Below are 23,642 nucleotides of genomic sequence, written 5' to 3'. Positions count from 1 at the left end.
TCCGCGGCCGTTCTGTGGCCGTTCAGCGACTCTCGCAAGGCCATCTGTGGCCGTTTTACATCAGTTTGCGGCGCCGTGTCACCTCGATATTCAGGTCGGTCAGTTTCTTGCGCAGCGTATTGCGGTTTATGCCCAGAAGATCGGCACAACGCAGCTGATTTCCGCCGGTGGCGTCCAGCGCGATCTCCAGCAGCGGCTTTTCGATCTCGCGCAGGATGCGGTCGTAAAGGCCCGGGGGCGGCAGGTCGTCGCCATGCAGGTCGAAATAGCGTTGCAGATGCATCTCGACCGATTGCGCCAGCCGCATGTTGGCGGGCTCGCCCAGCGGCGTGACCGGGGCGGCCGGGCTGATCGTGCCGGCGGCCGAGGTCGGCACGGCGGCCGGGGCCTGCGGCATGATGGGGCTGGATTGCGCCAGCGCGGTGCGGGCCTCGGCCTCGCTGATCTCGGCCGCCGCGGCGGTCAGCGCCAGCCGCCGCATCAGGTTTTCCAGCTCGCGCACGTTGCCGGGAAAGGGATAGGCGCGGATCAGCGCCGTCGCGCCCTCGGAAAGCTTGCGCTGCGGCAGGCCCTGCGCGGCGGCACGGGCCAGCAGGTGCCGCGCCAGCGGCGGGATGTCGTCCACCCGCGCCCGCAGCGGCGGCACGGTGATCGTCACCCCGGCCAGGCGGTAATACAGGTCCGCCCGCAGCCGGCCCGCGGCCACGTCCGCCTGCGGGTCGGGGCCGGTGGTCGAAACAAGGCGCGGCATCAGGTTGCGGCCGGGGCCGACCTCCCATGCCTCGATCATGCCGATCAGCCTTGCCTGGGCGGCGGCGTCGAAGCCGGCCGGGTCCTCGATCAGCAGCGTGCCGCCCTGCGCCCGCTCGGCGGCGTTGTGGATGGCCTCTTCGGACAGGTCGGCCGCGGTCAGCACCACCAGCCCTGCCTCGCGCCGGTCGGAGAGGTCGTGGAACGAGCGGGCGACCACGGTCTTGCCCACCCCCGCCTCGCCGGCGACGATCACCGGCAGGTCGGCATTGAGCACGCGCGCCACCATGCGAAACAGGTTCTGCATCGAGGGCGCATGACCGATCAGCGGCAGGGCCGGGTCGGCGCCGGCCTCGGGCGCGGGTGCCGCCGCGGCGGGCGCCGGGTCGGACCTGCGCACCCGGCGCGACAGCGCCTGGCCGGCCCGCGCCATCAGGTCGGGCAGGTCGAAGGGCTTGGGCAGGTAGTCGAAGGCCGCCGCCTCGGTGGCGCGAATGGCGGTGACGATGGTGTTCTGGGCCGAGATCACGATCACCGGCAGGTCGGGCCGCGCCTTGCGGATCGCCGGGATCATGTCGATGCCGTTGCCGTCGGGCATCATCACGTCGGTGACGACCAGATCGCCGCGCCCCTCCTCGACCCAGCGCAGCAACTGCGACAGCGAGCCGGTGGCATGGACCCGACAGCCGGCCCGGGTCAGGGCCTGGGTCAGGACCGTACGGATGGTGCGGTCGTCGTCAGCGATCAGAACGGTGCCGTCCATGGAAAACCTCAGGCTTTGGGCAGTGAAATGCGGAAAACGGTGCGACCGGGGCGGGATTCCAGTGCGATCCAGGCGCCATGGTCGGTGACGATCTTGGAGACCAGCGCGAGGCCGAGGCCGGTGCCGTTCTCGCGCCCCGAGACGAAGGGCTCGAAAACCTCGCCCATGATGGCCTCGGGAATACCCGGGCCGTCGTCCTCGATCTCGATCTGCAGGGGCAGGCTGCGGCCCTGCGGCTCGGCCTCGGTCGGCGCAAGGCGCAGGGTGCCGTCGTAGAGGCTGCGCAGGCGGATGGTGCCGCCCTGCCGCGCCCGACCGATAGCCTCGGCGGCGTTCTTGACGAGGTTCAGGCAGACCTGCACCAGCTGATCGGCATCGACCAGCGCCGGCGGCAGCGAGGGGTCGTAGTCGGGCACGATGCGCAACCCCTTGCCGAAGCCCACCGCGGCCGAGCGGCGCACGCGCTCCAGCACGTCATGGATGTTCACGGCCGAGAGCCGGGGCGCCGAGGTGTCGCCGAAGCGTTCCACCTGGTCCAGCAATTCGACGATGCGGCGCGATTCCGCGACGATCAGGTCGGCGAGGTCGCGATCCTCGGCCTTGAGGTTCATGCCGATCAACTGCGCCGCGCCGCGGATGCCGGCCAGCGGGTTCTTGATCTCATGCGCCAGCATCTCGGCCATGCCGATGGCCGAGCGCGCGGCGGATCGCGCCGCCTGCCCCTGCCCCAGCCGGCCGCCGCCGTCGGCAGGCGCCAGCAGGATGACGGTGCCGCCCTCGGGGCTGGGGGCCTGGCCGGCATGGACGGTGGCGATGCGGTCGGAATGCCCGCCCGAGCGGTCGCCGATCTCGAAGCGCACCCCGGCGCGGTTCAGCGCCTCGTGCCCCTCGCGCATGCGTTCCAGGATCGCGCCGAGCCGGGGCACGATGCGCAGCCGCTTGAGCATCTCGGGCCCCTCCAGCGCCTGTCCCAGCGACGAGCGGCAGGAGATGTTCAGGAAAGCCTCGGCCAGGTCGTTCATCGCGGCGATGCGGCCCTGTGCGTCCAGGATGATCGCGGGCAGCGGAAGCGCCGACCAGTTCGGCCCGACCTCGGCCGGGACAAAGCCGCCGCCGGTCTCCATCTCGGGATCGGGCAGCATGTCGGACCCGGCCCGGCTGGTCATGAAGGCACCTCGGTCGCCTGTGCGTTGGCATGGACCGCATCGCCCGGCGCGGCATCGGCATCGCCGAAGCCGGCCCGGATCGCGGCCAGCGCGGCCTCGGGCGTGGGCGCGCGCAGAAGCTCGGCGCGGTTCGGGGCGCCGTTCGCCTCGGCATACCAGCCCAGGTGCTTGCGGGCGACGCGCAGCCCCAGTTCGCGCCCGTAAAGCGACAGGATGTCGTCGTAATGCTCGGCCACTGCCTCGGCCAGCCGCGCGCCCTGCGGCACATCCGGCGCGGGCGTGCCCCAAAGCTCATGCGCGATCTGCGCCAGCCGCCAGGGCGCACCTTGCGCGCCGCGGCCGACCATGACGGCCTCGGCGCCCGATTGCCGCAGGGCCGCGCGGGCCGAGGCCGCATCCACCACGTCGCCATTGGCGACCAGCGGCGGGCGGCCCGGCAGGTTCGCCACGGCGCGGATCGCCGCCCAGTCGGCACTGCCGGTATAGAACTGCGCCCGCGTGCGGCCATGCACGGTCAGCATCCCGACCCCCGCCCCGGCGGCGCGGCGCGCAAGGTCCGGCGCATTCAGGCAATCGCCGTCCCAGCCCAGCCGCATCTTCAGCGTCACCGGCAGGTCGGGCACCGCGGCGACCACCGCATCGATCAGCCCCAGCGCATGGTCGAGGTCGCGCATCAGCGCGGCGCCAGACAGCCCGCCCGTCACCTTCTTCGCCGGGCAGCCCATGTTGATGTCCACGATGCGCGCGCCCATGCCGGCCACGATCCGTGCCGTCTCGGCCATGGCGCCGGCCTCGCGACCGGCGATCTGGACCGAAACGGGCAGCGCGCCCTCGGTCAGCGCCTTTGCGCGCACGGCGGCGCGGGTCGAGGGGCGCGGCGTCACCATCTCGGTCGAGGCGACCATCTCGCTGACCATCAGCCCGGCCCCGCCATGGCGCGCGACGGCGCGGCGGAACGGCAGGTCGGTGATCCCGGCCATGGGCGCCAGAAAGACCGGCGGGCCAAGCCGCACGGAGCCGAGGGTGATGGGTTCGGGCAGTGTCATGGGAGAACTCGTAGGCCAGCCAGCAGGAATGCGAAAGAAAACGGCGCGTGCCCGATCGGCAGGCTTTCCTGCCGTGACGGAATTTGCCGCTTTTTCATGCTTGATGCCTAAATAGTCGGCAGGCACGGTTTCGTCAAATGTCGCGGAGCTTCAAGTCCGCTGTCGCAACCGCGCTGGCCTGTCGGGCGCGCGGCGGCTAGGCTTTCCGCGCCAGCCAGGGAGTGCGCGATGTTTCTTTCCGTCTTCGACATCTTCAAGATCGGAGTCGGCCCGTCCTCGTCCCATACCATGGGGCCGATGGTGGCCGCAGGCCGCTTTCTGGACGCGCTGCGCGAACAGCCCTTTCGCGCGCACGGGCTGCGCGCCAGCCTGCACGGCAGCCTGGCCTTCACCGGCAAGGGCCACGCCACCGACCGCGCCACCATCCTTGGCCTGGCCGGATTCCTGCCCGAAACCATGGATGCCGAGGCGGCCGAGGCCGTGCTGGAGAAAAACCGCGAGACGAAGATCCTGTCGCCGCGCGACCTGGGCGATCTGGCCTTCGACCCGATGCGCGACCTGATCTTCGACTACGACCACGCCCTGCCCGGCCATGCCAACGGCATGGTCCTGATGGCGACCGACGCCCAGGGCGACGTGATCTTTCGCGAGGTCTATTACTCGATCGGCGGCGGCTTCGTGCTGACCGAGGGCGAGTTGGCGGCGCGCGGCGACGACACCCGCTCGGATGCCTCGCCCAAGGTGCCCTTCCCCTTCGCCTCGGCGGCCGAGATGCTGGAGATGGCCGAAAGATCGGGCAAGTCCATCGCCCAGATGAAACGCGAGAACGAGCGGGTCTTTCGCAGCGATGCCGAGATTTCAGCCGGCATCCGCCGCATCTGGCAGGTGATGCGCGACTGCATGGACCGGGGGCTTGCGACCGGCGGCATACTGCCCGGCGGGCTGTCGATCCGCCGCCGCGCCGCCGGCATCCACGAGGCGCTGAAGGCCGAGGCCGGCATGAACCTGACCGCGCCGCATGTCATCAACGACTGGATGTCGATCTATGCCATGGCCGTGAACGAGGAGAACGCGGCCGGCGGCCAGGTCGTGACCGCGCCGACGAACGGCGCGGCGGGCGTGGTGCCGGCGGTGATCCGCTATTGGCTGGACCATGTGCCGGGCGCGTCCGAGCGCCAGCTCGACGAGTTCCTGCTGACCGCCGCGGCCATCGGCGGGCTGATCAAGCACAACGCCTCGATCTCGGGCGCGGAATGCGGCTGCCAGGCCGAGGTCGGCTCGGCCAGCGCCATGGCGGCGGCAGGGATCTGCGCCGCGATGGGCGGCACCGTCACCCAGGTCGAGAACGCCGCCGAGATCGCGCTGGAGCATCACCTGGGCATGACCTGCGACCCGGTAAAGGGACTGGTGCAGGTGCCCTGCATCGAAAGGAACGGCCTTGGCGCCATCAAGGCGGTCTCGGCCGCCAGCCTGGCGCTGCGCGGCGACGGCCAGCATTTCGTGCCGCTGGACGCCGCCATCGAGACCATGCGCCAGACCGGCCGCGACATGAGCGACAAATACAAGGAGACCTCGCTGGGCGGTCTGGCCGTCAACGTGCCCAACTGCTGACCGCGTGCGAAGAATCGCGCAAACCCGGGCCCTGGCGGCGGTCGGGGCTTGTCGGCGCTTGCCCAAGTCCCGGGCTTCCTGTAGCCAATCAGCATAAGCAAAACCCATGGAACCGGGACAGAGCAGATGAAATTCCGTTCGGCATTCGCCGTCCTCTCGATGACTGTGGCCCTTGCCGCCTGCGGCGAACTGCCCTTCCAGAAATCCGACGAGCCCGAGGCGCAGGGCCATTCCGGCCCGCCCACCGTATCGCCGCTGGAGCAGCCGATCGAGACGGGGACCGAAGGCAAGCCCATCGCCACCGCCGAGGCCAGCACGCTGAGTACCGCGATGTTCCGTGCCGCAGGCAGCGGCTGGACCGTGACCGCCGCCGACAAGACCGCCGTCTATGAACGCCCCGGCGCAAGATCGGTCGGCGTCACCGTGCGCCGCATGGTCTATGGCCGCGGCGTCGAGTTCATCGGCACGATGAACGGTTCGGTCTTTGCGCTGAACATCCAGGCGGCGGAATGCGAAGCCGGCGGCCAGAAGACGCCCTTCACCGCGCGGCTGCGCGTCGGCAGCCAGCGCCTGAGCGGTTGCGCGGCACCCACCGACACGATGCCCAAGGCGCAGGTCCGCGCCTCGTCCGCGGCGCCGAAGCCCAAGACGCAGCCGAAACCGGCGGCGCCGGCGGCAAAGCCCGAAGCCGCACCGGCAGCCGAAGCCCCGACGACGGCCCCCGCGGCTGCGGCCACCGGAGCCACCGCCCCGGCAACCGCCACGCCCGAGACGACGGCACCCGAGACGGCGGCGCCCACCACGACCCCGGCGACCACCCCCTCGGCGGGCAGCCCGACCGAAGGCGCGGCAACCGGCACCCCGGCGACGGGGACCACCACGACCGACGCACCGGCGGCCGGGGCACCCTCGTCCACGCCCGCCGCCCCGTCCCCGGCTTCGGAAAGCCCGGCGGCAGGCGGCAGCGGGTCCGATACGACGGGCGGCGTCCCCGCCCCCGCGCTGATCCTGCCCGAACCGCCCGCACCGAGCGAATAAGCCACAGATCCGGGTGCCGCAGGACCAAGCCCGCGGCACCGAACCACCTGCCGCCCGCAGCGGGCCGCGACCTGAGAGGAGCCGCCGATGAGCGCCCATTCGATGCTTACCCGTCGCCTGCTGGCCTCGACCGTGCCGGTAGCGCTGCTTCTGGGTCTCGGCACCGGCCCGGCCCGCACCGATCCGATGATCGGCGACGTGCTCAACAGCTATGGCCTGCCCGGCGGGGTCGAAACCCCGACGGCCGAGATGCTGCCCGACGGAACCCTGGGCGGGACCGTGTCCTATAACGAGCTGGGACGGCGCCACAACGTCGTGTTCCAGCTGCACCCGCGCATCACCACCGCGCTGCGCTATTCGCGGGTCGAGGGCATGAAGGACCATATCGAAGACCTGGGGGACCATATCTGGGACCGGTCCTTCGACATCCGCTTCCAGGTCCTGGACGAGGCGGGCTGGCGCCCCGCCGTCGCGGTCGGGCTTCAGGACTTCCTGGGAACCGGGGTCTATTCCGGCGAATACGTCGTCGCCAGCAAGACCATCACCCCGAACATCCGTGCCAGCCTTGGCGTCGGCTGGGGCCGCCTGGCCGGCAAGATGCGCGAATCGGATGACAACCTGGGCGGCAAGCCCAATGTCGACCAATGGTTCTCGGGCAGTCCCAAGGCCTTCGGCTCGGTCACCTGGCAGGTCAACGAAAAGCTGAGCCTGGTCGCCGAATATTCCAGCGACAAATACGCCCCCGAGACCGAGAGGGAGACGAAGGAAGCCCCGGGCAGCCAATTCAACCTGGGCGCCTATTACACCTTCAGCCCCAGCTATCAGCTTGGCCTCTATACGCTGGGCGGCGATACGTTCGGGGCGCAGTTCAGCTTTGCGCTGAACCCGCGCAACGCGCCCTTCCCCTCGGGGCTGGAAAAGGCGCCGGCCCCGGTGCGGTCGCGCCCCGCGCCCTCGGCCGATCCCGAAGGCTGGTCGGGCGCCTGGTCGGCCGATCCGACCGCACAGCCGGCGATCCAGACCGTCCTGGCCGATGCGCTGGCCGATGAGGGGCAGATCCTGGAATCCATGGCACTATCGGCGAACCGGGCCGAGGTGCGCATTCGCAACACCCGCTATATCCAGCAATCCGAGGCCGTGGGCCGTACCGCGCGGCTGATGACCCGCGCCCTGCCCCCCTCGGTCGAGACGCTGGTCATCACCTCGAACTCCGAGGGCATGGCGACTTCGTCGGTGGTGCTGAAACGCTCGGATGTCGAGCGGCTGGAGAATACCGAGGCCGGGCGGATCGCCAGTGCCTCCACGCTGGTCGATGCCGATCCGCGGCCGGGCGATCTGGTGGCGACGCAGGGTCTGTTCCCGCGCTTCCGCTGGAACCTCGGGCCCTATCTCGACATCGGCCTGTTCGACCCCGAGGATCCGCTGCGCTACGAAATGGGTGCCGAGCTCAAGGCCAGCTACGAGCTTGTGCCGGGCCTGGTCCTGTCGGGCAGCATGCGCCAGCGCGCCTTCGGGAACATGGACCAAAGCGGTCCCGCGATTCCGCCGGAGCTGAATGGCGGTGTCAGGGGCGATCACTACACCGCAGAGGAATACAAGGCCGATCCGAGCCTGGAGACCTCTCCCGACGGGGTTCCTCGCGTGCGCTCCGACACCCGGATGTATACGGGCCGGACCTCGCCTACCATCCCCGAGCTGACCCTGGCCTGGTATGCCCAGCCGACCGAGCAGGTCTATACGCGGGTGACGGTCGGCCTTCTGGAGCGCGCCTATGGCGGCGTCTCGGGCGAGATGCTGTGGAAGCCCGCCAATTCGCCCCTGGCCTTCGGCGCCGAGGTCAACCATGTGAAGAAGCGCGATTTCGACGACGTCTTCGGCTTCCGCGACTACGAGGTCACGACCGGGCACCTGTCGGCCTATTACGAATTCGCCAACGGCTTCACGGCACAGCTGGATGTCGGCAAGTATCTGGCCGGCGACAAGGGCGCGACCATCACGCTGACCCGCGAATTCGCCAACGGCTGGCGCGTCGGCGCCTTCGCGACCAAGACCGACATGAGCGACGAGGAATTCGGCAACGGCTCGTTCGACAAGGGCATTACCGTCTCGCTGCCGATTTCCTGGGCCGCAGGCACGCCGTCGCGCGATCGCGCGAGCAGCACGCTGCGGTCGCTGTCGCGCGACGGCGGGGCGCGCGTGAACGTGGACGGCCGGCTCTACGACAAGGTCCGGGACGCGCAATCGGTCAAACTCTATCAAGGCTGGGGGAGGTTCTGGCGATGATCACGACCCGCATCCACCGGGCGGTGCTGCCGGTGCTGCTGATCGCGGGCCTTGCTGCCTGCGGCAACGACGACACCGGCAGGGAGGCAAACCCCCTGCTGATCGCCGCCAGGACCGCCGGCAGCGCCGTGAGCGGGATGCGCGGCGGCGAGGCCGAACAGGCCCCCGCCGCCCCACGCACGCCCGAGCAGATGGCCGCCGAGGCGCTGCGGGTCAATCCCGCACCGCTGGTCATGGTCAACTTCGAATCGCTGGGCCGGACGCAGGTCATGGCGATGACCGGGCAGAACGGCGCGATGCGCACCTATATGGCGCCTTCGAAAGAGGCCCTGATCCTGCGCGACGGCATGCTGATCGGCACGCGGGGCCTGGGCAACGACCTCTCGGTCGTCGAGCCGCAGACCGAGGCGCTGATCCGCGCCGGCCGTTCGGGCTCGGCCCAACGCGTCATGCGCTATTACAGCGGCGACGGGCTGGAACGGCCGCTGAGCTTCGACTGCACCGTCGGCCCGGGCCCGAAGCCCGGCGTGATCGTGGAAAGCTGCGAGGGCCACGGGGCGCGTTTCCAGAACAACTTCATGCCGCAGGGCGGGCATCTGCCGGTCTCGCGGCAATGGGCCGGGCCGCGGCTGGGTTATATCACCATCCAGACGCTGCGACCCTGACAGTCGCCAGTCAGAGGCAAGATGAAAAACCGGCCCACTTGCGGCCGGTTTTTTCATGCCCGGCCGTGCAGGGGATCACGACAAGGACGGGCAGCGGCGGACTGCAATAAAAAAAGGGCTGACCAATGGCCAGCCCCTCTGAGCTTTGCGAAACCCGGGTTCCGCTCAGCGATCAGTGGTCGTCGTCGTCCGAAGCGACGGCGGCAATGACGCCCAGCAGCAGCAGAGCCGGAACGACGAGGCCAGCGTTGGTCGAAGCGGGCTTCTCGTCCACGACAACCGGCTCGACTTCAACGACCGGGGCAACATAGCCACCGGCGAGAGCGGTCGAGGCCGACAGGCCAAGGGCCAGGGCGAAGGTAGCGAATTTGGTCATGATCATGCTCCGTTCAGTACTTTGACGGCTGCCGTTTCCGGCAACATCGCTGCGACAGTCGCATAATCCCAAGGACTTGGAAAGCGGTCTTGATCGGGAAATCATGCGCGCCCCGGGCGACTGTTGCATAATAGCCAACACCTGCACCGTTAGGCGAGATGCCGCCATCGGATCGGCGGAAACCCGCAAGTTTCCGCCCGCTCCGATACGTAGGTTATTTCCTGCAAACCACTAATGTCACGGCATAAATCGCTGCAGAAATCGCCACGATCGAAGGGCCTGCCGGCGTGTCCAGCCACAGGCTGGCCCAAAGCCCGCCGAGAACCGAAATGGCACCGATCAGGGTGGCGGAACCTGCCATCTGCTCGGGCGTTGCAGAGAATCCCCGCGCCGCCGCGGCCGGCACGATCAGCATGGCCGAAATCAGCAGCGCCCCGACGATGCGAATCGCGATAGCCACGACCACAGCCAGCGCCAGGGACAGGATCAGCCGCTCGCGCGCCGGATCGATTCCCGCCGCCATGGCCAGTTCCTCGTTCACCGAGGCCGTCACCAGCCGCTGCCAGCGCCAGATAAGCAGCCCCAGCACCGCCGTCGCACCGGCCCAGATCCAGGCAAGGTCGGCCCGCGTCACCGCAAGGATGTCGCCGAACAGAAAGGCCTCCAGCCCCACCCGCAGCGAAGGCACGAAGCTGACGCCCACCAGCCCCAGCGCCAGCGCGCTATGGGCCAGCACGCCCAGCACCGTGTCCATCGACTGGCCCCGCGCCGTAAGCTGCGCGACGATCAGCGCCATGGCGACGGCCACCGCCAGCGTGCCCAGATAGATCGGCAGCGAGAAGACAAAGCTCAGCGCCACGCCCAGAATCGCCGCATGGGCGGTCGAATCGCCGAAATAGGCCATGCGCCGCCAGACCACGAAGGAACCCAGCGCCCCCGTCGCCAGCACAAGGCCAAGGCCCGCCAGGGCGGCTCGGGTCAGGAAATCGTCAAGCATGGGACCTCAATGCGGATGGGCGCAGGCCGGGCCGTGGCGATGGCCCTCTGCGACATGGTCGTGGTCGTGATCGTGGTGATGCTGGTAAAGCGCCAGCGTGCCCTGCGCCTCGCTGCCGAACAGGGCGCGATAGGCGGGGGCGGCGCTGACCGCCTGCGGCGTGCCCTCGCAGCAGATATGGCCGTTCAGGCAGACCACCCGGTCCGAGGCGCGCATGACCACCAAGAGGTCGTGGCTGACCATCAGCACGGCGGCGCGGGTTTCGGCCCTGACCTCCTCGATCAGCTTGTAGAAGGCGACGATGCCGGGCTGGTCCAGGCCCTGCGTCGGCTCGTCCAGCACCAGAAGCTGCGGATCGCCGAGCAATGCGCGGGCCAGCAGGACGCGCTGGAACTGCCCGCCGGACAGCGCGGTGATCTGGCGGCCCTCTAGCCCCGGCACGCCGGTCCGCTCAAGCGCGGCGGCGGCCTGCGCATCGCCGACCCGGCGCGGCAGCGACAGGAAGCGGCGCACGGTCATCGGCATGGCCCGCTCGATATGCACGCGCTGCGGGACATAGCCGATGCGCAGCCCGGGCACGCGCTCGACCCGGCCCGAGGACAGCGAGACATGGCCCAGAAGCGCCCGCACCAGCGTCGACTTGCCCGAGCCGTTCGGGCCGACCACGGTGACGATCTCGCCTGGGCGGATCAGGAAATCGACATGGCTCAGCACCGGCAGATCGCCGCCATGGCTGACCGACAGGTCGGCGGCGCAAATCAGCGGCGTCACAGGCCGGCCTCGGTGCAGCGCGCGCAGAGGCCCAGCAGTTCGACGGTGCTACGCTCGATGCGGAAGCCCGTCGCCCCGGCCAGCCCGTCCAGCGCCGCGCGCAACTCGGGCGCCTCGGCCTCGGCCACCTGCTCGCAGCCGCGGCAGATCAGGAAGGCCGGCGAATGGTCGCGCTTGGCCGAAAGGCAGGCGGCATAGGCGTTCAGGCGTTGCACGCGATGCGCGAGCCCCTGCTCCACCAGGAAATCCAGCGCCCGATAGGCCACCGGGGGCTGCTTGCCGAAGCCTTCGGCCGAAAGCCGCTCCAGCACCTCATAGGCGCCCATGGCGCGATGCGATTCCAGCAGGATCTCCAGCGCGCGGCGGCGCACCGGGGTCAGGCGCACGCCTTCGGTCCTTGCCTGCTCTTCGGCACGGCGCAGCACCGCGGCCGCGCAATGGGCGTGGTCGTGCTCGTGAAACGGGTCAGGCGGGGATTCCGAAGTGGGCATGATGTTATATCGTTACATTTTTGCTTGACGGGTTACGATATAACATAAATAACCTTGGCGTTTCCGCAAGTGAGTCTCGCCATGATCCGACCTTCTTCCCTTGTCCTTGCCGCTGCGCTTGGCACCGCCGCCCTGCCCGCCCGGGCCGAAGTCCCGCGGGTGGTGACCGATATTCCCGTCGTCGGGGCCATGGTGCAGCAGGTCATGGGCGATCTGGGCCAGCCCGAGATCCTGCTGCAGGCCGGCGGCGATCCGCACAGCTATCAGCTGCGTCCCAGCCAGGCCCGCAGCTTGCAGGATGCCGACCTGCTGATCTGGGTCGGCCCCGAGCTGACCCCGTGGCTGGAGCGGGCCGCCACCAGCCTTTCCGCGCAGAGCGAGATGCTGGCCCTGCTGGACCTGCCCGCCACGCATCGCCGGGACTATGCCGGCGGCGAGCATGAGCATGAGCATGAGCATGAGCATGAGCATGAGCATGAGCATGATGGACACGGCCATGCCGAGGAGCAAGCGCATCACGACCACGACCACAGCGGCACCGATCCTCATGCCTGGCTGGACCCGGCGAATGGGCAGGCCTGGCTTGCCGGCATCGCCGAGACCCTGTCCCGGCACGACCCGGACAATGCAGGCGTCTATGCCGCCAATGCCGCGAAGGCCGCCGACGAAATCGCCGCGCTGGACGAAGAACTGAAATCGGCGCTGACCCCCACGCAAGGCAAGCGCTTCGTCGTCTTTCATGACGCCTATGGCTATTTCACCGAGCATTACGGGCTGGAGCCGGCCATTGCGGTCAGCCTTGGCGATGCCTCGACGCCCTCGGCCGCGCGGCTCAGGGCGATTCGCGACGAGATCGCCGAAGAGGGCGCGGTCTGCGCTTTCCCCGAGGCGAATCACGATCCGAAACTGATTGCCGCGGTGATCGAGGGCAGCGAAATCCGCCAGGGCGCCGCGCTCGACCCCGAAGGGACCGGCGCGACTCCCGGCGCCGGGCTTTATGCGGAGCTTCTGCGCGGCATGGGCCAGGCGCTGGCCGATTGCCTTGGGGCTGACTAGGAACTGCCGGTAAATCCGTCCCCCTTCCGGGGCTTCAGCAAGGCGGGCGTCCATGTGGCGCCCGCCTTTTCGCTTTCAAAACGACGGGTTATGTGGCGGGAAAATTCCCGACTATTTTCCTTTGACATCTCCTAGGAAATTTGTCAGGTTACACTCACCGCGACAGAAACGAGGAACTGGACATGACCGCGACCCGCCCCGCCGAATTCACGCGTCCCGGCGTGACCGCCCTGCAACGACTGCCCGAATATGACGCCGAATTGCTGACTGCCGGCGGCAATCAGGCGCTGATCGTGTTGGGCGATCAGGTCTACAACCTGCGCATCACCCGCGCGGGCAAGCTGATCCTGACGAAGTGAACAGCCCCGGCAAGGGCGGCGCGATCTAGCCGCGCCGCGGCCCTTTTCCCTCTGGTCGCGCTCCCTTTCCGGGGGCGCGATTCGTTTTTGCGAAGCCCGGTTTCGGACCGGGTTTGCCGCCCGGCTTGCCCGTGGCCCTGCCGGGCTTGAAATCGCGGGCCGGCTTGCCTTCGCCGCGCGGCTTGAAGCCGCCTTCGGTGCGGGGCTTGAAGCCGCGCTCGCCTTCGGTCGCCCTGGCTTTGAAGCCCGGCTTGCCGGCGCGCTCGGGACGGTCGCCATCGCGGCGCGATTCGTCCCGCGGCCCCTTGCCGAAGGGCTTGCGCGCACCGTCGCGGACAGCAGGCTTGCCATCGCGATCCTCGCGCCGGGCAAAGGGTTTGCGCTCGCCATCCTCGCGTTTCGCAAAGGGTTTTCGCCCCCCATCCGGGCGCTTGCCGAAGGGCTTGCGTTCGCCATCCTCGCGGCGTGCAAACGGCTTGCGATCACCCTCTTCACGCCGCGCAAACGGCTTGCGGTCCCCATCCTCGCGGCGCGCAAAGGGCTTGCGGCCGCCCTCGTCGCGCGGCTTGCGCGGACGGGCATCGCCCTCGGCCGGCTTGGCCGCGCCGCGCTCGCGGAAACTGCGCGGCTTTTCCTCGGTCTCGCCGGTCAGGAGCCCGCCCAACTGGTCGCGCAGCACCTTGCGCTTGACCTCGCGCACCTCGTTCTCCTCGAGGCCGGTCAGCTTGAACGGGCCATAGCCGATGCGGATCAGCCGGTTCACGATCAGCCCGACATGGGCCATGGCGCGGCGGATCTCGCGGTTCCTGCCCTCGCGGATGCCGACGGTCAGCCAGGCATTGGCGCCCTGCTGGCTGTCGAGGTTGATCTCCATCGGCGCGAATTCCTCGCCGTCGATGGTGACGCCGCGGCGCAGCGGCGCGAATGTCAGGTCGTTGGGCTGGCCGTTCACCCGCACGCGATAGCGGCGCAGCCAGCCGGTGGTCGGCAGCTCCAGCCGGCGCTTCAACTCGCCGTCATTGGTCAGAAGCAGCAGCCCCTCGGAGTTCAGGTCCAGCCGGCCCACGGTCATCACCCGCGGCAGGTCGCGCGGCAGCGCGTCAAAGACGGTCTGCCGTCCCTTTTCATCCGAATTCGAGGTCACCAGGCCCAAGGGTTTGTAATATAGCCACAACCGCGTCTCTTGCGGTTCCTCCAGCGGCTTGCCGTCGACGCGGATCCTGTCGGCGGGCGTGACGTCCAGCGCCGGGCTGTCGATCTTCTTGCCGTTCACCGTCACCCGGCCCTCCAGGATCATGCGCTCGGCCTCGCGGCGCGAGGCGACGCCGGCACGGGCCATCACCTTGGCGATGCGGTCTGCCTGCGGATTGGGGGCGGTTTCGGGGCTGTCTTCGGTCATGGCGATCTCCTGCGCATCTCTGCGGTGGCAAAGCGGGCTCTCTACGCCCAACGCAGGAAGATGGAAAGCAGTTCTTGCGCGCAAGGCAAGCCCGCGCGAAAAGCGCGCATGGATTTTGCCTCGCACATGCCCACCGCGCTCGATGAGGCCCGTGCCGCCGCCCGGCGCGGCGAGGTGCCGGTCGGCGCCGTCCTGGTGGGTGCCGACGGCGCCGTGCTGGCCCGCGCCGGCAATCGCACGCGCGAGATGCGCGACCCCACCGCCCATGCCGAAATCCTGGCGATCCGTGCGGCCTGCGCGCATCTCGGCTCGGAACGGCTGCCGGGCGCGCGACTGTGGGTGACGCTGGAGCCCTGCCCGATGTGTGCCGCTGCCATCTCGGCCGCACGGATCGAGATGCTCTATTACGGCGCCGAGGACCCGCGCATGGGCGGCGTGCGCCATGGCGCGCGGGTCTTCGACCATCCGCAATGCCATCACCGGCCAGAGATCATCGACGGCATTTCGGCAGAAGAATCGCGCCGGCTGCTGCAAGAATTCTTTCGTGAACGCCGCTGAGATGAGAAAACCCGCGTCGCGAAACCGTCGCGAAGGGTGCTTGCGCTGCACCGCAGCATAGTTAGGATGCCCGCCGGGCGAACATGGGGGGACTGATGTTCCGTAAGATTCTTATTGCGAACCGTGGCGAGATTGCGATCCGCGTGATGCGGGCTGCGAACGAGCTTGGGAAGAAGACGGTCGCGGTCTATGCCGAGGAAGACAAGCTGAGCCTGCACCGCTTCAAGGCGGACGAGGCCTACCGCATCGGCGGCGGCCTGGGGCCGGTCGCGGCCTATCTGTCCATCCCCGAGATCATCCGGGTGGCGAAGGAATCCGGCGCCGATGCGATCCATCCCGGCTATGGGCTTCTGTCCGAAAACCCCGATTTCGTCGATGCCTGCACCGCAGCGGGCATCGCCTTCATCGGGCCGAGCGCCGACACCATGCGGGCGCTTGGCGACAAGGCCAGCGCCCGGCGCGTGGCGATCCAGGCCGGCGTGCCGGTGATCCCGGCCACCGAGGTGCTGGGCGAGGACATGGAGGCGATCAAGCGTGAGGCGGCCGAGATCGGCTATCCGCTGATGCTGAAGGCCAGCTGGGGCGGCGGCGGGCGCGGCATGCGCCCGATCATGGGCCCCGAGGAGCTGCCCGAGAAGGTGCGCGAGGGACGGCGCGAGGCCGAGGCCGCCTTCGGCAACGGCGAGGGCTATCTGGAAAAGATGATCCTGCGCGCCCGGCACGTCGAGGTGCAGCTCTTGGGTGATGGGCATGGCGGGCTCTATCACCTCTACGAGCGCGACTGCACCGTGCAGCGCCGCAACCAGAAGGTCGTGGAACGCGCCCCGGCGCCCTACCTGACCCCCGAACAGCGCGCCGAGGTCTGCGAGCTGGCGCTGAGGATCGGCCGCGCCGTCGGCTACCGCAACGCCGGCACCGTCGAATTCCTGATGGATATGGACAGCCAGGCCTTCTACTTCATCGAGGTGAACCCGCGCGTTCAGGTCGAGCATACCGTGACCGAGGAGGTCACCGGCATCGACATCGTGCAAAGCCAGATCCTGATCGCCGAGGGCGCGACGCTGGCCCAGGCCACCGGCGTCGCCTCCCAGGCCGGGGTGCATCTGAACGGCCACGCCCTGCAATGCCGGGTCACGACCGAGGATCCGCTGAACAACTTCATCCCCGATTACGGCCGCATCACCGCCTATCGCTCGGCCACCGGCAACGGCATCCGGCTGGACGGCGGCACCGCCTATTCCGGCGGCGTCATCACCCGCTATTACGACAGCCTGCTGGTCAAGGTCACGGCGCATGCCCAGACGCCCGAGAAGGCCATCGCGCGGATGGACCGGGCCTTGCGCGAGTTCCGGGTGCGCGGCGTGGCGACGAATATCGAATTCGTCATCAACCTGCTGAAACACCCGACCTTCCTCGACGACAGCTATACGACTAAGTTCATCGATACCACGCCGGACCTGTTCGCGTTCCGCAAGCGCCGCGACCGGGCGACGAAACTGCTGGTCTACATCGCCGACATCACCGTGAACGGCCATCCCGAGACCGCCGGCCGGCCGCTGCCGCCGGCCGAGGCGCGCATTCCCGTGCCGCCTGCGGCCAAGGCCGAGCCCGCCCCCGGCACGCGGCAGCTCCTGGAGGAACGGGGGGCGAAAGCCGTCGCCGACTGGATGCTGGACCAGAAGCGCCTGCTGATCACCGACACCTCGATGCGCGACGGCCACCAGAGCTTGCTCGCCACGCGGATGCGCTCGATCGACATGATCCGGGTGGCGCCGGCCTATGCCGCGAACCTGCCCGGCCTCTTCTCGGTCGAATGCTGGGGCGGCGCGACTTTCGATGTCGCCTATCGCTTCCTGCAGGAATGCCCCTGGCAGCGGCTGCGCGACATCCGCGCCCGCATGCCCAACCTGATGACGCAGATGCTGCTGCGGGCCAGCAACGGCGTCGGCTACACCAACTATCCCGACAATGTGGTGCAGGAATTCGTCCGCCAGGCGGCCAGGACCGGCGTGGACGTGTTCCGGGTCTTCGACAGCCTGAACTGGACCCCGAACATGCGCGTCGCCATGGATGCGGTGATCGAGGCCGGCAAGATCTGCGAGGGCACCATCTGCTATACCGGCGACCTGCTCGATCCCGCGCGCGCGAAATACGACCTGCAATATTACCTGAAGATGGCGCGCGAGTTGCGCGACGCCGGCGCGCATGTGCTGGGGCTGAAGGACATGGCGGGGCTGCTGAAACCCGCCTCGGCCGGCATTCTGGTCCGCGCGCTGAAGGAAGAGATCGGCCTGCCGGTGCATTTCCACACCCATGACACCGGCGGCATTGCCGGCGCCTCGATCCTGGCCGCGGCCGAGGCCGGGGTGGATGCGGTGGACTGCGCCATGGACGCCTTTTCCGGCAATACCTCGCAGCCCTGCCTGGGCTCGGTGGTCGAGGCGCTGCGCCACACCGATCGCGACACCGGCCTGGATATCGAGGCGATCCGCCGGATCTCGAACTACTGGGAGGCGGTGCGCGAGCACTATGCCGCCTTCGAGAGCGGCTTGCAGGCCCCGGCCTCGGAGGTCTGGCTGCACGAGATGCCCGGCGGCCAGTTCACCAATCTCAAGGCCCAGGCGCGCTCGCTCGGCCTTGAGGATCGCTGGCACGAGGTCGCCCAGGCCTATGCCGAGGTGAACCGGATGTTCGGCGACATCGTCAAGGTCACGCCCAGTTCCAAGGTGGTGGGCGACATGGCGCTGATGATGGTGGCGCAGGGGCTGACGCGGGCGCAGGTCGAGGACCCGGCGGTCGAGGTCTCCTTCCCCGACAGCGTCGTCGACATGATGCGCGGCAACCTGGGCCAGCCGCCCGGGGGCTGGCCGGCGGCGTTGCAGAAGAAGGTCTTGAAGGGCGAGCCAGCCCTGACCGCCCGCCCCGGCGCGGCCATGCCGCCGGTGGATATCGAGGCCACCCGCGCCGAGCTGATCCGCCAGCTGGAAGGCAAGGCGGTCGACGACGAGGACCTGAACGGCTACCTGATGTATCCCAAGGTCTTCCTCGACTACATGGGCCGGCACCGGCAATACGGCCCGGTGCGGACGCTGCCGACGCGGACCTTCTTCTACGGCATGGAGCCGGGCGAGGAGATCGAGGCCGAGATCGACCCCGGCAAGACGCTGGAGATCCGGCTGCAGACCGTGGGCGAGACCGACGAGAAGGGCGAGGTCAAGGTGTTCTTCGAGCTGAACGGCCAGCCCCGGGTGATCCGGGTGCCGAACCGTCTGGTCAAGTCGCAGACCGCCGCCCGTCCCAAGGCCGACCCGGCGAACGAGGGCCACCTGGGCGCGCCCATGCCCGGCGTCGTCGCCTCGGTCGCCGTCACCCAGGGGCAGAAGGTCAATCCCGGCGACCTGCTGCTGACCATCGAGGCGATGAAGATGGAAACCGGCATCCATGCCGACAGAGCCGGCGTCATCAAGGCGCTGCACGTCAGGCCGGGAGAGCAGATCGACGCGAAGGATCTCATGGTCGAGATGGAGTGAGACGAGCCGGGGCGCGAAAGCGCCCCGGGCCGACCGGGAAAATCGTCGCCGGATCATGCCGCTACGGCACCATCCACGGAATGGCGCGGCAGGCTTGCAGAATGCTGCGAATAACGGCCAGAGCGTCCGCCGCAATACTGGTCTTTCCTGACGACAGTGACGGGCAGGTGCTCCCCGCACAGCAGGGCTGCAAAGGCGGCGGCAGACCCGTCATGCAGGAAATACCGGCCTGCTACGCTGGTATCCCGGGAAACCGCTCTGACAACGGCCAATCCGCTGACGGCAGCCCCTGGCGAATGGCCGATCTTCGCAGGGGCGATATCCGGCTTGCGGGCATCTTCGCCCCCTTCTACCCGCGAAGCGCCGGGACGAAATTTCAGTCCACGGCGCCCTGAAAACCGCCGATCAGACGGCGCAGTCCGAATGCGGCGCCGGCCACGATGGCGATGAGGGTGACGGGCCCGGACCAGGCCAGGGCCGCGAAGGCCGAAACCCCCTGTCCGACCGAGCAGCCCATGGCCACCACACCACCGGCCCCCATCAGGGCGGCGCCGCCGATCTGGCGGCCCAGTTCGCGCGGATCCTCGCAGGCCTCCCATTTGAACAGACCCCGGATCATCGAGCCGATCAGCGCACCGGCCATCACGCCCACGACGGAGCCCACGGAGAAGGTGATCCCGCCTGCGGTCGAGGTCATCAGGAAGATCAGCGTGCGACCCACCGGGGCGGTAAAGGACGGACCCTCGATCTGCACCGCGCCAAGGCTGTGGTCGTAAAGCCAGCTGGTGCCGAAGAAGCTCCAGCTGACGGCCAGCCCGGCGGCCGCACCCCAGGCGATCATCTGCGGCCTTGCGCGCAACGGGGCATGGCCCAACCCCCAGGCCAGGGCCGAGACGCCGATCAGCGCCACCGTGACCGGCGCCGGCAGGCCCATAAGGCCCAGGTCGTGGACGATACCCTGCGGACCGTTGGCCTCGGGCTGCAGGAACAGCAGGACGCGCAGCGGTGCCAGCGGGCCGGACAGCACGATGAAGCCGACGATGGCCATCACCACCACCACCACCAGCGAGCGCAGGTCGCCGCTGCCGAAACGCACCAATGCGCCGAAGCCGCAATTGCCGGCCATGGCCATGCCATATCCGAACACCAGCCCGCCGATGATCGAGGCCAGCGGGTTCCAGTGGATGGTGTGGTAGAAGCTGTTCTCCAGCTCGATCCAGCCGGTCAGGGCCAGCGCCTGCGTCGTCAGGATCGCCACGCCAAGCACCACGCCCCATAACCGCAGGCGGCGGGAATCCTTGCCATAGACCGCCGATTCCAGCGCGCCGAGCGTGCAGAAGTCGCCCAGCCGAGCCGAAAGACCCAGCACGATCCCGCCCGCCAGCCCGACCAGGGCCGCAAGCACTCCATAGGGCAGCTCATCCATCGCGTCTCTCCCATTCCCGCGAAAGAACCCTTTCGCGGCCTCCTTGCGTCATCCCGCCCCCCGCGCCGGGTCAGCAATCCGTGCCGAACAGCTTTTTCAGAACGGTCAGCAAGTCAACGACCTTGGGATCGAGGATCGAGTAAAAGATCGTCTGCCCGTCGCGCCGCGCGCTGACCAGCCCTTCGTGGCGCAGCCGCGCCAGTTGCTGACTGACGACGGCCTGGCGCGAGGACAGCAGGTTCTCGAGTTCGGTCACGCTTTTCGGACCGCTCATCAGATAGCACAGGATCATCAGGCGGCCATCATGGCCAAGGGCCTTCAGAAAGGTCGAGGCTTCGTTCGCAGCCGCGATCAGCGCGTCGAAATCGGTTTCCTGTTCCGGTTCGTGCCGGATGTTCTCGATTCCGCCCAAAGGCTCATCCCCATTCCTTTCGATCCCTAAATGCAGGGTAAGCCGGCGCACGGCAACCGAAACCGAAGGATTGGGCCAATTTATCGCGGCACCGATGGGCGGGGAGGTCACGGTGCCGGCTCCGCCACGGCGATCAGTCCGGCTAGCAGGGGCCAGAAGAAATCCTCGCCCGGATAACCTTCCAGCCGGCCGGCCTCGACATCGTCGGCCGTCAGCACGAAGGTCGGGGTAAAGGTCACCGGCCGCGCCAGTTCCAGTCCGGGCGGCAAGGGTTCGCGCAGTTGCAGGCGCCGCACCGGCGCGGCCTTGCCTTCGTCGGTCAGCGGATATTGCGGCGCGATCTCGGTGTTCCAGCGGTCGCAATAGACGCAGCCGGGCTGCTCGAACATCACGAGCCGCAATTCGGCCGCCGTCGCAGGCCATGCCGCGGCAAGAAATGCCAGCAGCGCCAAGGGCGATCGTCGACGGGATTGACGCCAGAATTTGAACATAGGAATATTCTAATATAATGCCGGCCACCGGGCAAGCACCGGCAGGATGGCAGGCTGCGGGGGAGAGGCCGATGCTGGATGTCACCTATGGCGGAGCCGCGCTTGCGGGGCTGCTTTCGTTTCTGTCGCCCTGCATCCTGCCGATGGTGCCGTTCTATCTGTCCTACATGGCCGGGGTGTCGGTGCGCGAATTGCGCGACGGCGGCACGGTGGCGCCGGGCGCGCGCGGGCGGATGGTGCTGCGGGCCTGGGCCTTTGCGCTTGGCGTGACCACGATCTTCCTGCTGCTGGGGCTGGGCGCCACGGCGCTTGGCAAGGCCTTCGCGCAATGGAAGGAAACCCTGTCTTGGGCGGCTGCCGGGGTGCTGATCCTGTTCGGCCTGCATTTCCTGGGCGTGCTGCGGATCGGCCTACTTTATCGCGAGGCGCGGGTGCAGACCGGGGCCAGGCCCTCGACCCTGGCCGGCGCCTATGTGATGGGGCTGGCCTTCGGCTTCGGCTGGACGCCCTGCGTGGGACCGGCGCTGGCGGCGATCCTGATGGTGGCCTCGGGCATGGGAGATCTGTGGCGCGGCGGGCTGCTGCTGGTGGTCTACGGGCTTGCGATGACCCTGCCCTTCGTGCTGGCGGCCTTTTTCGCAGGACCGTTCCTGGGCTGGGTCGCGCGCCACCGCGCGCTGATGGGACATGTGGAAAAGGCGATGGGGGTCATGCTGATCCTGTTCGGCATCCTGATCGCCACCAATTCCGTGAATGTCATCGCCGACTGGATGATTCGCCACTTCGACTGGACAGCCACGCTTACCTGAGAGGAGCCCGACCATGAAACCGATCCGTGCCCTGGCCGCCTGCCTGTTGCTGGCCGCGACACCCGCAGCCGCGGTCGAAACCGGCGATGACGGCCTGCACAAGCCCACCTGGCTGCGCGAGACCTTCAAGGACCTGCGCGAGGATCTGGCCGAGGCCAATGCAGAGCAGAAGCGCCTGCTGATCCTGGTCGAGCAGCGCGGCTGCATCTATTGCGCCGAGATGCACGAGAAGGTCTTTCCCGACCCCGAGATCGACGCGCTGATCCGCGACGGCTATTTCGTCGTCCAGATGAACCTGTTCGGCGATGTCGAGGTCACGGATTTCGACGGCACCGCGCTTTCGGAAAAGGACATGGCGGTGCGCTGGGGCGTCATGTTCACGCCGACGATGATCTTCCTGCCCGAGGACGTTCCCGAGGGACAGACCGCCTCCGAAGCGGCCGTCGCCCTGATGCCGGGCGCGTTCGGCAAGGGCACCACCAGCGCCCTGCTGACCTGGGTTCGGGCGCATGGCTATGAAAATGGCGAGCATTTTCAAAAGTTTCTTGCGCGCGAACTGGAGCGCAAGAACTAAGCCCACCCTCACGCGCCTCGCATACATATAAATATTCATAAATTACTATATTTATGTTGTCAGACCATCCGGCCTTTCGTTATCATCGGGTCAGGGAGAGCACAGGGAGGACAGCATGAGCAGCCATCTATGGCATGCGGCGGTGGTGGCGATGGCCATCGCCACGCCTGCCATCTGTGAAACGGCACCGAAGGACGTGGACTATGCCGAGGGCGCGGTCGAGGCTTCCCTGACCGGCGTTCCGGGCAATCCCGAGGAAGGGGTCCGGGTCATGACCACCAACGCGCTGGGCAATTGCGTGGCTTGCCACCAGATCGGGGCGCTGCCGGATGTCGAGTTTCCCGGCACCATCGCACCGCCGCTGGACGGCGCGGCGGATCGCTGGACCGAGGCCCAGCTGCGCGGCATCGTCGCCAACGCGAAGATGACCTTCGAAGGGACGTTCATGCCGGCCTTCTACAAGGGAGAGGGCTTTGTCCGGCCCGGCGACGGCTTTACCGGCAAGGCCGGGACCGAGCCGCTGGCCCCCATCCTCAATGCCCAGCAGATCGAGGATGTCGTCGCCTTCCTGGTGACGCTGAAAGAGTGACGCCTGTCCCGACAGGCCCCGAAAACCAAGGAGAAAACGATGATCCTTTCAAGACGCGAGGCGCTCTGGATCGGCTTTGGCGGCCTTGCCGCCGCCGTCCTGCCGGGCAAGGCCGCGCTGGCCGCCACCGTTGACGAGTTGACCGCGACCTTCACCGGCGGCGCGGCGGTGGGCGAAGGCGGGCTGACCCTGACCGCCCCCGAGATCGCCGAGAACGGCAACACCGTGCCGGTCGAGGTCAACGCGCCGGGCGCCGTGGCGGTCATGCTGCTGGCCTCGGGCAACCCCGAACCCGCGGTCGCCACCTTCACCTTCGGCCCCGCCGCCGCCGAACAGCGCGCCGCCACCCGGATCCGCCTGGCCCAGACCCAGGACGTGATCGCGCTGGCCAAGATGGGCGACGGCTCGGTCGTCAGGGCGCAGACCACGGTCAAGGTCACCATCGGCGGCTGCGGCGGCTGAATCCAGCAACAGGAGATTAC

Annotated in this window: 23 protein-coding genes; 12 read left to right on the top strand and 11 right to left on the bottom strand. The window is 68.3% G+C overall.

All coding sequences use genetic code 11. The features are described 5' to 3' along the window. Nucleotides 1–55: 55 nt before the first annotated feature. Genes BLT64_RS12380 through dusB form a run of 3 tightly spaced genes read right to left on the bottom strand, consistent with a single transcriptional unit; the run spans nt 56 to nt 3,725 of the window. Nucleotides 56–1,513: a response regulator gene (locus BLT64_RS12380; protein ID WP_011750359.1), complete on the bottom strand. Its 1,458-nt coding sequence runs from the start codon at nt 1,511–1,513 to the stop codon at nt 56–58. A gap of 8 nt (nt 1,514–1,521) precedes the next feature. Further along, nucleotides 1,522–2,679: a two-component system sensor histidine kinase NtrB gene (locus BLT64_RS12375; RefSeq protein ID WP_011750360.1), complete on the bottom strand. Its 1,158-nt coding sequence runs from the start codon at nt 2,677–2,679 to the stop codon at nt 1,522–1,524. After that, a complete protein-coding gene (dusB, locus tag BLT64_RS12370; RefSeq protein ID WP_011750361.1) occupies nt 2,676–3,725 on the bottom strand; it encodes a tRNA dihydrouridine synthase DusB in 1,050 nt (349 codons plus the stop codon). Before dusB ends, BLT64_RS12375 begins: the two co-directional genes overlap by 4 nt. A gap of 228 nt (nt 3,726–3,953) precedes the next feature. Here dusB and BLT64_RS12365 point away from each other — a divergent pair, with 228 nt between their 5' ends. The 4 genes from BLT64_RS12365 (at nt 3,954) to BLT64_RS12350 (ending at nt 9,322) form a co-directional block, all read left to right on the top strand. Next, nucleotides 3,954–5,336: an L-serine ammonia-lyase gene (locus tag BLT64_RS12365; protein WP_011750362.1), complete on the top strand. Its 1,383-nt coding sequence runs from the start codon at nt 3,954–3,956 to the stop codon at nt 5,334–5,336. Between the two features lie 126 nt (nt 5,337–5,462). Then, entirely contained in the window at nt 5,463–6,374 is a 912-nt protein-coding gene (locus BLT64_RS12360) for a hypothetical protein (protein WP_011750363.1), read from the top strand. A gap of 87 nt (nt 6,375–6,461) precedes the next feature. Continuing rightward, nucleotides 6,462–8,657 carry a YjbH domain-containing protein gene (locus BLT64_RS12355; RefSeq protein ID WP_011750364.1) on the top strand — a complete coding sequence of 732 codons (2,196 nt, stop codon included), beginning with the start codon at nt 6,462–6,464 and terminating at the stop codon, nt 8,655–8,657. Then, a complete protein-coding gene (locus BLT64_RS12350) occupies nt 8,654–9,322 on the top strand; it encodes a YjbF family lipoprotein (protein WP_011750365.1) in 669 nt (222 codons plus the stop codon). Before BLT64_RS12355 ends, BLT64_RS12350 begins: the two co-directional genes overlap by 4 nt. Before the next feature lie 172 nt (nt 9,323–9,494). Here the strand turns inward: BLT64_RS12350 and BLT64_RS12345 are convergent, their stop codons facing one another. The 4 genes from BLT64_RS12345 to BLT64_RS12330 form a co-directional block, all read right to left on the bottom strand. Further along, the gene (locus BLT64_RS12345) at nt 9,495–9,698 is read right to left on the bottom strand and encodes a hypothetical protein (RefSeq protein ID WP_371862662.1); all 204 of its coding nucleotides are present in this window, start codon (nt 9,696–9,698) and stop codon (nt 9,495–9,497) included. A gap of 214 nt (nt 9,699–9,912) precedes the next feature. Continuing rightward, nucleotides 9,913–10,695, bottom strand: coding sequence for an iron chelate uptake ABC transporter family permease subunit (locus BLT64_RS12340; RefSeq protein ID WP_011750367.1), 783 nt, complete (start codon nt 10,693–10,695; stop codon nt 9,913–9,915). A 6-nt stretch (nt 10,696–10,701) separates the two neighbouring features. Next, on the bottom strand, nt 10,702–11,466 hold the full coding sequence (locus BLT64_RS12335) for a metal ABC transporter ATP-binding protein (RefSeq protein ID WP_011750368.1): 765 nt from the start codon (nt 11,464–11,466) through the stop codon (nt 10,702–10,704). Further along, nucleotides 11,463–11,957 (bottom strand): Fur family transcriptional regulator, encoded by a 495-nt coding sequence (locus BLT64_RS12330; protein WP_011750369.1) that lies wholly within the window; start codon nt 11,955–11,957, stop codon nt 11,463–11,465. The genes BLT64_RS12335 and BLT64_RS12330 overlap by 4 nt, the downstream gene beginning before the upstream one ends. An 81-nt stretch (nt 11,958–12,038) precedes the next feature. Here BLT64_RS12330 and BLT64_RS12325 point away from each other — a divergent pair, with 81 nt between their 5' ends. Next, nucleotides 12,039–13,013 (top strand): zinc ABC transporter substrate-binding protein, encoded by a 975-nt coding sequence (locus BLT64_RS12325; protein ID WP_074810487.1) that lies wholly within the window; start codon nt 12,039–12,041, stop codon nt 13,011–13,013. 182 nt (nt 13,014–13,195) lie between these two features. Further along, nucleotides 13,196–13,372 carry a hemin uptake protein HemP gene (hemP, locus tag BLT64_RS12320; RefSeq protein WP_010394206.1) on the top strand — a complete coding sequence of 59 codons (177 nt, stop codon included), beginning with the start codon at nt 13,196–13,198 and terminating at the stop codon, nt 13,370–13,372. A gap of 25 nt (nt 13,373–13,397) precedes the next feature. Here the strand turns inward: hemP and BLT64_RS12315 are convergent, their stop codons facing one another. Next, nucleotides 13,398–14,771 (bottom strand): pseudouridine synthase, encoded by a 1,374-nt coding sequence (locus tag BLT64_RS12315; RefSeq protein ID WP_011750371.1) that lies wholly within the window; start codon nt 14,769–14,771, stop codon nt 13,398–13,400. Between the two features lie 108 nt (nt 14,772–14,879). On the opposite strand from BLT64_RS12315, the gene BLT64_RS12310 reads away from it, so the two are divergent. Together BLT64_RS12310 and BLT64_RS12305 are read left to right on the top strand one after the other, a co-directional pair. Further along, on the top strand, nt 14,880–15,329 hold the full coding sequence (locus BLT64_RS12310) for a nucleoside deaminase (protein WP_011750372.1): 450 nt from the start codon (nt 14,880–14,882) through the stop codon (nt 15,327–15,329). 95 nt (nt 15,330–15,424) lie between these two features. Then, nucleotides 15,425–18,859, top strand: a complete 3,435-nt coding sequence (locus BLT64_RS12305) for a pyruvate carboxylase (protein ID WP_011750373.1) — start codon at nt 15,425–15,427, stop codon at nt 18,857–18,859. 376 nt (nt 18,860–19,235) lie between these two features. Here BLT64_RS12305 and BLT64_RS12300 read toward each other — a convergent pair whose 3' ends face one another. From BLT64_RS12300 to BLT64_RS12290, 3 genes are all read right to left on the bottom strand, one after another. Further along, a complete protein-coding gene (locus BLT64_RS12300) occupies nt 19,236–20,285 on the bottom strand; it encodes a YeeE/YedE family protein (RefSeq protein WP_011750374.1) in 1,050 nt (349 codons plus the stop codon). A 70-nt stretch (nt 20,286–20,355) separates the two neighbouring features. Then, the gene (locus tag BLT64_RS12295) at nt 20,356–20,697 is read right to left on the bottom strand and encodes an ArsR/SmtB family transcription factor (protein WP_011750375.1); all 342 of its coding nucleotides are present in this window, start codon (nt 20,695–20,697) and stop codon (nt 20,356–20,358) included. A 107-nt stretch (nt 20,698–20,804) separates the two neighbouring features. Then, nucleotides 20,805–21,149, bottom strand: a complete 345-nt coding sequence (locus tag BLT64_RS12290; RefSeq protein ID WP_041530452.1) for a thioredoxin family protein — start codon at nt 21,147–21,149, stop codon at nt 20,805–20,807. A 110-nt stretch (nt 21,150–21,259) separates the two neighbouring features. Here BLT64_RS12290 and BLT64_RS12285 point away from each other — a divergent pair, with 110 nt between their 5' ends. The 4 genes from BLT64_RS12285 to soxY all read left to right on the top strand — a co-directional run bounded on the left by BLT64_RS12285 (nt 21,260) and on the right by soxY (nt 23,622). Beyond that, on the top strand, nt 21,260–21,997 hold the full coding sequence (locus BLT64_RS12285; protein WP_011750377.1) for a cytochrome c biogenesis CcdA family protein: 738 nt from the start codon (nt 21,260–21,262) through the stop codon (nt 21,995–21,997). Nucleotides 21,998–22,010: 13 nt separating this feature from the next. After that, nucleotides 22,011–22,571 (top strand): SoxW family protein, encoded by a 561-nt coding sequence (locus BLT64_RS12280; protein ID WP_011750378.1) that lies wholly within the window; start codon nt 22,011–22,013, stop codon nt 22,569–22,571. 115 nt (nt 22,572–22,686) lie between these two features. After that, complete coding sequence (gene soxX, locus BLT64_RS12275; RefSeq protein ID WP_011750379.1) at nt 22,687–23,160, top strand: sulfur oxidation c-type cytochrome SoxX; 474 nt, start codon at nt 22,687–22,689, stop codon at nt 23,158–23,160. A 39-nt stretch (nt 23,161–23,199) separates the two neighbouring features. Next, complete coding sequence (gene soxY / locus BLT64_RS12270; protein ID WP_011750380.1) at nt 23,200–23,622, top strand: thiosulfate oxidation carrier protein SoxY; 423 nt, start codon at nt 23,200–23,202, stop codon at nt 23,620–23,622. Nucleotides 23,623–23,642 lie beyond the last annotated feature (20 nt).

The sequence above is a fragment of the Paracoccus denitrificans genome (assembly GCF_900100045.1).
Classification (GTDB): Bacteria; Pseudomonadota; Alphaproteobacteria; order Rhodobacterales; family Rhodobacteraceae; genus Paracoccus; species Paracoccus denitrificans.
Note: the sequence above shows the minus strand (reverse complement) of the source record. Positions and strands in the feature narration are given on the sequence as shown.

Bases quoted from the DNA above. Each gene is read 5' to 3' on its own strand.
- BLT64_RS12380 (WP_011750359.1), bottom strand. From the start codon at position 1,513: ATGGACGGCACCGTTCTGATCGCTGACGACGACCGCACCATCCGTACG.
- BLT64_RS12375 (WP_011750360.1), bottom strand. From the start codon at position 2,679: ATGACCAGCCGGGCCGGGTCCGACATGCTGCCCGATCCCGAGATGGAG.
- dusB (WP_011750361.1), bottom strand. From the start codon at position 3,725: ATGACACTGCCCGAACCCATCACCCTCGGCTCCGTGCGGCTTGGCCCG.
- BLT64_RS12365 (WP_011750362.1), top strand. From the start codon at position 3,954: ATGTTTCTTTCCGTCTTCGACATCTTCAAGATCGGAGTCGGCCCGTCC.
- BLT64_RS12360 (WP_011750363.1), top strand. From the start codon at position 5,463: ATGAAATTCCGTTCGGCATTCGCCGTCCTCTCGATGACTGTGGCCCTT.
- BLT64_RS12355 (WP_011750364.1), top strand. From the start codon at position 6,462: ATGAGCGCCCATTCGATGCTTACCCGTCGCCTGCTGGCCTCGACCGTG.
- BLT64_RS12350 (WP_011750365.1), top strand. From the start codon at position 8,654: ATGATCACGACCCGCATCCACCGGGCGGTGCTGCCGGTGCTGCTGATC.
- BLT64_RS12345 (WP_371862662.1), bottom strand. From the start codon at position 9,698: ATGACCAAATTCGCTACCTTCGCCCTGGCCCTTGGCCTGTCGGCCTCG.
- BLT64_RS12340 (WP_011750367.1), bottom strand. From the start codon at position 10,695: ATGCTTGACGATTTCCTGACCCGAGCCGCCCTGGCGGGCCTTGGCCTT.
- BLT64_RS12330 (WP_011750369.1), bottom strand. From the start codon at position 11,957: ATGCCCACTTCGGAATCCCCGCCTGACCCGTTTCACGAGCACGACCAC.
- BLT64_RS12325 (WP_074810487.1), top strand. From the start codon at position 12,039: ATGATCCGACCTTCTTCCCTTGTCCTTGCCGCTGCGCTTGGCACCGCC.
- hemP (WP_010394206.1), top strand. From the start codon at position 13,196: ATGACCGCGACCCGCCCCGCCGAATTCACGCGTCCCGGCGTGACCGCC.
- BLT64_RS12315 (WP_011750371.1), bottom strand. From the start codon at position 14,771: ATGACCGAAGACAGCCCCGAAACCGCCCCCAATCCGCAGGCAGACCGC.
- BLT64_RS12310 (WP_011750372.1), top strand. From the start codon at position 14,880: ATGGATTTTGCCTCGCACATGCCCACCGCGCTCGATGAGGCCCGTGCC.
- BLT64_RS12305 (WP_011750373.1), top strand. From the start codon at position 15,425: ATGTTCCGTAAGATTCTTATTGCGAACCGTGGCGAGATTGCGATCCGC.
- BLT64_RS12300 (WP_011750374.1), bottom strand. From the start codon at position 20,285: ATGGATGAGCTGCCCTATGGAGTGCTTGCGGCCCTGGTCGGGCTGGCG.
- BLT64_RS12285 (WP_011750377.1), top strand. From the start codon at position 21,260: ATGCTGGATGTCACCTATGGCGGAGCCGCGCTTGCGGGGCTGCTTTCG.
- BLT64_RS12280 (WP_011750378.1), top strand. From the start codon at position 22,011: ATGAAACCGATCCGTGCCCTGGCCGCCTGCCTGTTGCTGGCCGCGACA.
- soxX (WP_011750379.1), top strand. From the start codon at position 22,687: ATGAGCAGCCATCTATGGCATGCGGCGGTGGTGGCGATGGCCATCGCC.
- soxY (WP_011750380.1), top strand. From the start codon at position 23,200: ATGATCCTTTCAAGACGCGAGGCGCTCTGGATCGGCTTTGGCGGCCTT.